The 9338-nt window shown below is 63.5% G+C and carries 9 protein-coding genes and 2 pseudogenes; 9 read left to right on the top strand and 2 right to left on the bottom strand.

The features are described 5' to 3' along the window. Both RIF85_RS12795 and RIF85_RS12790 read left to right on the top strand, forming a co-directional pair. On the top strand, window positions 1–842 hold an 842-nt coding region (locus RIF85_RS12795; protein ID WP_309072284.1), incomplete at its 5' end, for a cytosine permease. A 42-nt stretch (window positions 843–884) separates the two neighbouring features. Further along, complete coding sequence (locus tag RIF85_RS12790) at window positions 885–1649, top strand: aspartate/glutamate racemase family protein (RefSeq protein WP_309072283.1); 765 nt, start codon at window positions 885–887, stop codon at window positions 1647–1649. Window positions 1650–1769: 120 nt separating this feature from the next. Here RIF85_RS12790 and RIF85_RS12785 read toward each other — a convergent pair whose 3' ends face one another. Next, a complete protein-coding gene (locus tag RIF85_RS12785; protein ID WP_309072282.1) occupies window positions 1770–2525 on the bottom strand; it encodes an SDR family oxidoreductase in 756 nt (251 codons plus the stop codon). A 253-nt stretch (window positions 2526–2778) separates the two neighbouring features. On the opposite strand from RIF85_RS12785, the gene RIF85_RS12780 reads away from it, so the two are divergent. The 7 genes and pseudogenes from RIF85_RS12780 to RIF85_RS12750 all read left to right on the top strand — a co-directional run bounded on the left by RIF85_RS12780 (window position 2779) and on the right by RIF85_RS12750 (window position 8788). After that, window positions 2779–3786, top strand: coding sequence for a TRAP transporter substrate-binding protein (locus tag RIF85_RS12780; RefSeq protein WP_309072281.1), 1008 nt, complete (start codon window positions 2779–2781; stop codon window positions 3784–3786). Continuing rightward, entirely contained in the window at window positions 3786–4319 is a 534-nt protein-coding gene (locus RIF85_RS12775; RefSeq protein ID WP_309072280.1) for a TRAP transporter small permease, read from the top strand. Before RIF85_RS12780 ends, RIF85_RS12775 begins: the two co-directional genes overlap by 1 nt. After that, complete coding sequence (locus tag RIF85_RS12770) at window positions 4316–5623, top strand: TRAP transporter large permease (RefSeq protein ID WP_309072279.1); 1308 nt, start codon at window positions 4316–4318, stop codon at window positions 5621–5623. The genes RIF85_RS12775 and RIF85_RS12770 overlap by 4 nt, the downstream gene beginning before the upstream one ends. Before the next feature lie 22 nt (window positions 5624–5645). Continuing rightward, window positions 5646–6479: a 5-dehydro-4-deoxy-D-glucuronate isomerase gene (kduI, locus tag RIF85_RS12765; RefSeq protein WP_309072278.1), complete on the top strand. Its 834-nt coding sequence runs from the start codon at window positions 5646–5648 to the stop codon at window positions 6477–6479. A gap of 7 nt (window positions 6480–6486) precedes the next feature. Continuing rightward, the gene (locus tag RIF85_RS12760; protein ID WP_309072277.1) at window positions 6487–7284 is read left to right on the top strand and encodes an IclR family transcriptional regulator; all 798 of its coding nucleotides are present in this window, start codon (window positions 6487–6489) and stop codon (window positions 7282–7284) included. An 86-nt stretch (window positions 7285–7370) separates the two neighbouring features. Next, window positions 7371–7563 (top strand): annotated as a pseudogene (locus RIF85_RS12755) (cation:proton antiporter); the annotation flags it as partial. A gap of 241 nt (window positions 7564–7804) precedes the next feature. Then, entirely contained in the window at window positions 7805–8788 is a 984-nt protein-coding gene (locus RIF85_RS12750) for a Gfo/Idh/MocA family oxidoreductase (RefSeq protein ID WP_309072276.1), read from the top strand. A gap of 187 nt (window positions 8789–8975) precedes the next feature. Here the strand turns inward: RIF85_RS12750 and RIF85_RS15945 are convergent. Further along, window positions 8976–9104: pseudogene (locus RIF85_RS15945) on the bottom strand (IS256 family transposase); the annotation flags it as partial. Window positions 9105–9338: the final 234 nt, after the last annotated feature.

The following is a 9338-nucleotide window of genomic DNA, read 5'->3' as shown; positions in this document are numbered from 1 at the left end:
CCATCGCATGGTCCACCGCCGATTCCCTGACCGGCGGCGAGATGTGGGTGCGCATCTTCCAGTCCGCCGCGCTGTGGGTCGTCATCTACGGAACGTTCGTGCTGAACTTCTGCGACTTCACCCGCGGTGCCCCCTCCGAGCGGTCGGTCGTCCGCGGCAACTTCTTCGGCATCCCCATCAACATGCTCTTCTTCGCAGCCATCGTCATCGTCCTTTCCGGCGCCCAGTACAGGATCGACGGGACAGTCATCGAATCACCCACCGACGTCGTCAACGCCATCCCCAACACGTTCCTGCTGGTCCTCGCGTGCCTGGCCCTGATCATCCTCACTGTGGCCGTGAACCTGATGGCCAACTTTGTGGCACCCATCTACACACTTGCCCACCTGTTCCCCCGCACCCTGAACTTCCGGCGGGCAGCCATCATCTCCGCCGTCATCGGCCTGATCATCCTGCCATGGAACCTGTACAACACGCCGCTGGTCATCGTGTACTTCCTCGGCGGACTCGGCGCCCTCCTGGGCCCGCTTTTCGGAGTCATCATGGCCGACTACTGGCTGCTGCGCAAAGGCAAAATCAACGTCCCCGACCTGTACTCCGAGTCCCCCGACGGTGAATACGCCTACACCCGCGGCGTAAACAGGAAGGCCGTCCTCGCGGGCACACCGGCGGCCATCGTCGCACTTGTGCTGGCGCTCGTGCCCGCCTTCACTTACATCTCCGGCTTCTCCTGGTTCGTCGGCGCCATCCTGGCCGCCGGAACTTACCTGCTGGTCGCGGACCGGCACGCGACGTTCCGCCAGGTCGACGGCGAACCGATCGCCGTCGCCCCAAAGCACTGAACGGTTTAGCAAAACGATGCCCGTAAGGAAAGGCAACCCGTCATGCGCATCCTCGTAATGAACGTGAACACCACCGAGTCCATGACCGCGTCCATCGGGCGCGAGGCGGCAGCCGCGGCCTCCCCGGGGACGGAAATTGTGCCCCTGACGCCGCTGTTCGGAGCGGAATCAGTCGAGGGCAACTACGAAAGCTACTTGGCAGCCATCGCTGTGATGGAAACCGTGAAAGCCTACGCAGAGCCCTTCGATGCGGTCATCCAGGCGGGATATGGCGAGCACGGCAGGGAAGGCCTTCAGGAGCTTCTGGACGTACCGGTGGTGGACATCACCGAGGCCGCGGCGAGCACCGCCATGTATCTCGGGCACCGCTATTCGGTAGTGACCACTCTGGACCGCACTGTCCCGCTCATCGAGGACCGCCTGAAGCTGGCAGGGCTCACCGACCGCTGCGCATCCGTACGGGCCAGCGGCATGTCCGTCCTGGAACTTGAGTCCGACCCCGACGCTGCGGTGCAGGCCATAATCGACCAGTCTCTGCGGGCCGTGCGGGATGACCACGCTGAAGTCATCTGCCTGGGCTGCGGAGGCATGGCAGGGCTTAAGATGAAGGTCGCGGAGCGCACCGGGGCGCCAGTGGTCGACGGGGTCGCCGCGGCCGTCACGATCGCCGAATCCCTCGTCCGACAGGGACTGACTACGTCGAAGGTCCGCACCTACGCCGCGCCCCGGCAAAAGGCAATCAAGAACTGGCCTCCCGCTCCGGCTCGGGCCGATGCCCTATCGAAGGCGACGCTCCGGCACGGCTGATAACGGCTTCGCTGACCTCAAGCACCGGCAGGCGGCTGGCTGCGAGGCCGTCGGCGAGCGCATCGGCGGCCGAATCGTCGTTGACGCCCGCGAGCGGGACAACGCCGCTTGGCTCGAACGTTATCGCGCCATCCATCCGCCGTCGACCGGCAGCGTGACGCCGGTGACGTAGGCGGACGACGGGCTGGCGAGGAACACCGTCGCGCCCTGCAGATCCTCGGCGCTGCCCCAGCGTCCGGCTGGGATGCGATCGAGGATAGCCTGCGAGCGATCCTCGTCGGCGCGCAGTGCCGCAGTGTTGTCGGTGGCGATGTAGCCAGGTGCGATCGCGTTCACCGTGACGCCGCGCGCGGACCACTCATTGCTGAGCGCCTTCACGAGGCCGGCAATGCCCGACTTCGCTGCTGTGTACCCCGGCACAGTGATGCCGCCCTGGAAGCTTAACAGGCTCGCTGTGAAGACGATGCGACCGTAGCCGCGCTCGAGCATTCCGGCCGCAACAGCTTGCGTGAGTACGAACTGGTTGCGCAGGTTCACGTCGAGCACCTCGTCCCACCATTCGAGCGGATGCTCGGCCGCGGGCGATCGGCGGATGGTGCCGGCGTTGTTCACCAGGATGTCAGCGCGTTCCCGCACAGCCGCCCCGAAGGCGGCGACGGCATCGCGGTCCCGGAAGTCGACGGCATATCCCTCGAAAGTGCGTCCGAGCTCGCGTACCCGCGCACCGATCGCACCGCCGTCGGCCTCCTGGCTGGCGGATGCCGCGATGATGTCGGCGCCGGCCATGGCAAGCCCCTCAGCCATCGCGAAGCCGATGCCGCGACGGGCGCCGGTGACAACGGCGGTGGTACCGGTCAGGTCGAATGAGATACTCATGCGCGCACCCCCACACTGATGGTGACCTGGCCGGATGCGGGTGGATTCACTTCGGCGCCGCCCACCTCGACACTTCGATCGCCGATGTATCCCGCTGCTCGCACTGCCATCTCCTTCGTAGGTCCGTTATCTAATGGAACCATGTTCCGCGAAAAGTTCCATGTGGCGCAACTGAGTTCTATTTGGTTATAGTAGTCTTCGATCGCGCCGGTGGCGCACATCACACCGTTCAAATCTCGACGAGGAGAAAATTATGCAAGGGAAAAGGATTCTGGGCGTACTGAGCGCCGCTGTAATCACCACAATGGCACTTGCCTCGTGCTCCGCTTCCGCGGAAGAGGTCGGCGGTGAGACTGCCCTCCGCGTTGCATTCAACCAGGACATCAACCACCCGCAGGCTCAGGCGCTGCTGCAGCTCTCGGATGAGCTCAAGGCCCAGACAGACGGCCGGTATTCGCTTGAGCTCTATACCGATGAGACGCTCGGCGACCAGGCGGCCACCATTGAACAGGTGCAGTCGGGCACTATCGACTTCGCCGTCGTCGCCGGCAGTTTGCTTGAGAACTTCGAATCGGACTTCTCGGTCGTGAACCTGCCCTATCTCTACGAGTCGCCTGAGCACCAGATGAGCGTGCTCAACGACCGTGAGGTTGCAGGCGAGCTGTACGACACACTGCTGGACGACAACATCCAGGTGGTCTCCGCGTATCACGGTGGTACCCGCAACGTGTACTCGAGCGTTGGCCCGGTTGAGACGCCCGCCGACCTCTCGGGTCAGAAAATCCGGGTTATCGGTTCGGATACCAACGTACGCATGATGGAACTCATGGGCGGCGTCGGTTCGCCAATGGCGCAGGGCGAGGTTTACACCGCAATCCAGTCAGGCGTGCTTGACGGAGCAGAGAACAACGAGCTTATCTACTCGTCGCTTTCCCATGATGAGATTGCGCCCTACTACTCGCGCACTGAGCATTTGATGATGCCCGACTACCTGGTCACGAGCCCGACCGTCTGGGATGGCATCCCCGAGGAGGACCGCGCGATCTTCGAGGAGCTGCTCACGGCGTCGGTCGACACCGAGCTCAAGCTGTTCGGTGCCGCCGTCGAGGAGGCAGCCGCCGCGGCTGAGGAGGCCGGTGCGGAGATCAGCGAGGTCGACACCGAGGTGTTCCGCGAGGCAACGCGCCCGTTGCATGAGGAGCTCGTCACGTCCGACGTCGCGCAGGCCGTTTACGACGCCATCGAGGCGGCGCGCAGCTAATGGCAACCGGGAAGCTTATGAAGACCGCGCGGGCGTGGCTCGATGGCACGCTCCGAGCAACCTGCGTCACCCTCTTTGCGCTGCTGGTGCTGCTCGTGGCCTGGCAGGTCTTCACTCGCCTTGTGCTGGGGCAGCCGAGCGCGTGGTCCGAGGAAGCGGCGCGACACACATTCGTGTGGGTGAGCCTGATCGGAATCGCCATCGCCGTCGGCGAGAAGGCTGACGTCATCATGGACTTCCTGGTCGCACGACTGCCCGTGTCGCTCCAACGAGTCGCCGACATCATCGCCTACCTCACAACGCTCGCGTTCGTGCTGTACGTGATGGTATTTGGCGGTCTCCAGCAGTCCGCCCTCGCGTGGGGGCAGCAGAATCCGCTGCTGCCCCTCACGCAGGGCCAGCTCTACCTGGCTCTGCCGATCTCCGGCGTGCTGCTGAGCATTTACCTGACCATCCACATCGTCGGAACCTTCTCAAGCCGTTATGCCGGCCACATGGATCACGACGAGGACCTTGAGGCGGCATCGCTGTGATTGAGCCCGGTACCATCAGCGCCATCCTCATCGGCGGCCTAGCTTTGCTGCTCACGATTGGCGCCCCTGTCTCCATCGCGATCGCGCTGCCGTCCGCCCTGTGCATGCTGCTGATCGTGGATTTCGAGCGAGGCGCCATCACCTCCGCCCAACAAATGATCGGCGGTGCTGACTCGTTCGCGCTCCTCGCCATCCCGTTCTTCATCCTGGCCGGCGTCATCATGAACAACGGCGGCATTGCCGAGCGGCTCATCAATCTCGCACGGGTGCTCGTGGGCCGAACGCCGGCACCGCTCGTGCAGACGAACGTCATCGCAAACGCAATCTTCGGGTCCGTTTCCGGTTCCGCCGTCGCCAGCGCCGCCGCCATCGGCTCCACCATGTCTCCAATGCAGCGGAAGGCGGGCTATGACCGCGCCTTCAGCGCGGCGGCGAATATCGCTTCGGCACCGGCTGGAATGCTGATCCCGCCGAGCAACACGCTTATCGTCTACTCACTCGCTGCTGGCGGCACCTCACTTGGTGCCCTGTTCGTCGCGGGCTACATCCCCGGCATCCTGTGGGCGCTAGCGTGCACGGCCGTCGGGTTGGTCTACGCGCGTCGGCACCCCGAGCTACGGGGCGAGTCATGGCCCAAATTCTCGGTCTTCCTGGTTACGTTCGGGCGCGCTGTTCCGTCGCTCGGCCTGATCGTGGTGGCGATCGGCGGCATCGTCGCTGGCTTCTTCACCCCGACCGAGGGCTCGGCGGTGGCCGTGATCTACTCGCTGCTTCTGTCGTTCTTCTACCGCACCATCTCGGTCAAGGACCTGCCGCGCGTCCTGTTCGACGCCTGCCGCACCAGCGCGATCGTCATCTTCCTGATCGCGGTGTCGACGATCATGTCCTACGTCATGACCTACGCCCGGCTGCCGCAGCTCATCGCCGATTCGCTGTTCGGGTGGACCGACTCGAAGGTCGTGGTGCTGCTGATCATGATGCTTGTGCTGCTGTTGATCGGCATCCCGCTTGACCCGACGCCGGCGATTCTGATTTTCACTCCGATCTTCCTGCCGATTGCGGTTTCCTACGGCATTGACCCGGTGCACTTCGGAATCGTGATGGTCTTCAATCTCTCGATCGCGGTGATCTCGCCGCCGTCGGCGCCCGTGCTGTTCGTTGGTACTCAGGTGGCGAAAGTCAAGCTCGAGCCGGTTATCGCCAAGCTGATGCCGTTCCTGCTCGTACTCATCGCGCTGCTGTTCGTCATCGTCTTCGTCCCCCAGCTTTCCCTGTGGCTCCCTGGCCTCATGGGCCTGCTCTGACTCTCCATTGGAAGGAAATATCATGACCGCCGTTTACGGCCCCACTTCTCCCGAGCAGATTCCCGGAGCCACCCAGCAGCAGCTGCGTGACCGCTATCTCGTCGAGGACCTCTTCATCCCCGGAAGCGTGCGCACCGTCGTCACCCACTACGATCGCGTGGTCGCGGTCGGCGCTGTGCCGACTGACGCACCGCTCGCGCTCGAGGCCGTGCCGGAGATCCGTAGCGAACAGTTCCTCGACCATCGCGAGATCGGCATCGTCAACATCGGAGAGGCGGGTGTCGTCCATGCCGACGGTGAGCGCCATGTAATGACCACCGGCGCGTGCCTGTACTTGGGCCGCGGAGTGAAGGACGTTTCCTTCGAGTCCGACGACGCCGCGACGCCGGCCCGTTTCTATGGCTTCTCGGCGCCCGCCCATGCCACCTGCCCGACAGCGCTCGTCGAACCCGGCCAGGGCACCGTCCGAGAGCTCGGTGATCCGCTGACCTCGAACCGCCGGACCATCAACCAGTACATTCATGAAGACGGCGTGCGCAGCTGCCAGGTGGTCATGGGCGTCACGCAGCTGCACCCCGGCAGCATGTGGAATACGATGCCGGCGCATACGCACGACCGCCGCACCGAGTTCTACGTTTACTTCGATGTGCCGGAGGAGGCCCGCGTTGTTCACCTCATGGGCGAACCGTCCGAGACCCGTCACATGCTTGTCGGTGACGGGGGCTTGGTGCTTTCGCCGTCGTGGTCAATCCATTCGGGCGTAGGAACGTCCAATTACTCGTTCGTGTGGGCGATGGCCGGCGAGAACCAGGCCTTCGACGACATGGATGGCGTCGCGATTGTTGACGTGAGATGATGCGGCCATGACCGGGGAACCCAGAGAGCTAGACACAAGCCCGGCGCCGTCCATGGGCGCAAGTGAGAAAACGTTGCGGGTGCTCGAGGCCGCGATCCTCTACGACCGCTTCACCGATATTGTCGAGGAAACCAGGCTGCCCAAGGCGACCGTGCACCGTATCCTCGCTACGTTGGCCGAGCTGAAGTTCATCACTGGCGACAGCGATCGTGGTTACCATCCCGGCTCCCGTCTCCTCGGCATTGCCGGCAGGGCCATCTCACGACTCGACATATCCTTCATCGCGGAGCCGATCGTCGACCAACTCGTCCGCGAAGTCGACTGCACTGTCCACGTCGGTGTCGTGAACGGTTTCGAGATGGTGTACGTCATCCGCAAGGACTCGTCGAAGCCCTATCGGATGGCTTCGCGTGTGGGATTGCCGATGCCGATGCACTGCTCGGGCATGGGAAAGGTGGTGCTCGCGAGCTGGTCACCTGAGCAGGTGGCCCGGTTAGTGGCCGAGGTCGGTCTGCCGGCCCGCACCGACGCGACCATCACCGATCCCGGGCAGCTTCGTACAGAGCTCGCGAACGTGCGCCAACGGGGTTACGCCCTCGATCTAGGCGAGAACGAGCGCGGCACGGTGTGCGTCTCAGCTCCGATCCGGGATCACCTCGGCCGGGTGACATATGGCCTGTCTATCTCATCGCTTGAGCTTGAGTATCCCGGCTCCACGATCGAGCAGTTTGCGCCGCAGGCAGTCGCCGCCGCGGACGCGATCTCCCGAGCGCTGGGCTCCTCGGTCGACCGCGCGAGCGCATAGTGCCGTAGGTTCCCTACGCGTGAGCCGGTCTGTCCGCAGTTTCGGCTGCTGATGCCTTGACAAGGGTCTACCGCGAATTGGCAGGTGCTCCCCCTGGCTGTCTCCGTGCCGGAGCGGCGCTTATAGCTCGTGGCGAATTCTCGATCGTCATCGCCGGACTGGCTGTGGCATCCGGTGCCGTTACCGAAGAACTGGCGGCCATGGCTGGCTACTGCCTATGTGCTGGTCATGGCCGCTGTGGGTCCGTTGTCCGCGCGCTATGTCGAACCCGCTGCTGAAGACCGTGCCGCCGCCAGAAGGGGTCGTTACGAAAGCCTGGAGGGGAGGGGCCCGTTGTTCGACTGGGGGGAGCTTGTCGTATGTATTAGGCTGCGACCGCCTAGGCGAGGTAGAGCGGCCGAGGCTGTACCGGGCACTCGGGTCGTTCCTGGTGGCGCAGATCAGGATGCCGACGGTTTCGTTTGTGTTGCTCGTGGCTCAACACGCGACCGAGGGTAGGCTGCAAAAAAAGGAGAGTTCAATGAGCGAGAAATTGCGTTGGGGCGTCCTGGGCAGCGCCCGCATCGTCCGCAAGACAATTCCGGCATTGCAGGAAACGAAAAACGGTGAGGTCGTAGGTATCGCTTCCCGCACCGAGGAAAGGGCCAGGGAGTACGCCGACAAGCACGGCGTACCACAGGCGTTTAGCTCTTATGAGGCGCTGCTCGCTTCCCCGGACATCGACGCTATCTACATTCCGCTGCCGAACGCACTGCACCTCGAGTGGATTCTAAAGTCCTTGGACGCCGGCAAGCACGTCCTCTGTGAAAAACCTTTGGCGATGAGCGCCGCCGAGTGCGAAGAGATTGCGCGCAAGGCCGACCAGACTGGACTCAAAGTCTTAGAAGGCTTCATGTACCGTTTTCACCCGCGTTTCGAGAAACTGCAAGAGCTGCTCGCGGCCGGTGCGGTAGGCAAACTGACATTTGTCCACGTCGGTCACTCCTTCGATGCGGGCGGGGACGACAACATCCGCTGGTATACCGGGCTCGGCGGCGGCGCACTTTTCGACACGGGGTGCTACTGCGTCAACGTCAGCCGGATGGTCACGGCGCAGGAGCCGGCCCGAGTCGCCGCCTTTGGCAACTACCGCGACGCCAACGATCGAGGCCGAATTGACACCAGTATTGCGGGCATGTTGCGCTTCCCCGGCAGCGCAACCGCGCTTTTTGATACCGGAGTGAACCTCGAGCGCCGCAACTTTTTAGAACTCACGGGCACCGAGGGTCGGCTCTACCTCGACAATCCTTTTGGGCTGCTGGAGGAGGATTCGGTCCTGGAGGAGCATCACTTCGGGCAGGACTCCATCTATCACCAGGTCAAGGGCGAAAACCACTTCGTACGGATGGGCGAACACTTCGCCGACAGCGTCCTAAACGGTACACCGCTCCGCTACGATCTCACGGACGCGGCAAACAACGCGCGGGTGCTGGAAGCTCTCGACAAGGCAGCCCGAAAACAATAGGGGTGCCTGAACCGAGACCCCATGCTGGCGCAGGCGTTAACTGAAGATTTCGCCGCTTGAGTCGGAGACGCCTACCGCAAAGACGAATTGTCCGAGGCCGTTATCGGCGGCTCAAAGCGTCGGGGCTCGCGGACCTCGCTGTGCCGGAAGCCGTGGCTGCGGGGGTGCGGGACCTCGGCCTGACGCCGTAACCAAGGTCCTCGGTCATCTCTCCATCAGGGGCGGTCTCGATCACGCTTTTCATCAACTACTTCAGCAGCCCGCCGGGATCCGTCAATGACAGGCCCTGCTCCCTGGCCCTCCGGACCAACTCGCGGACGTATCCTTCGGATTCTCGCTGTTCGTCACAGCCTCTGATGTGGCCACTTCCGGCTCTCCTCCCGCCGGGCAATCGCCCGGCGGGAGGAGCCGATTACACCGTCGTTTGCGCCGCTGTGGTGGGTTTGGTTTGGGGTTGGGCGGGTGGTGTTTGTGGTTTGTTGTTGTGGTGGCGGTGCCGGGGTGTGATCTGGATCTCGTGATGAGCGGCGCGTTGGGGCGGGTGAGCGGT

Origin of the sequence: Arthrobacter sp. (assembly GCF_031179385.1) — a bacterium.
In the GTDB taxonomy this organism is placed as follows: Bacteria; Actinomycetota; Actinomycetes; order Actinomycetales; family Micrococcaceae; genus Arthrobacter_D.
Note: the sequence above shows the minus strand (reverse complement) of the source record. Positions and strands in the feature narration are given on the sequence as shown.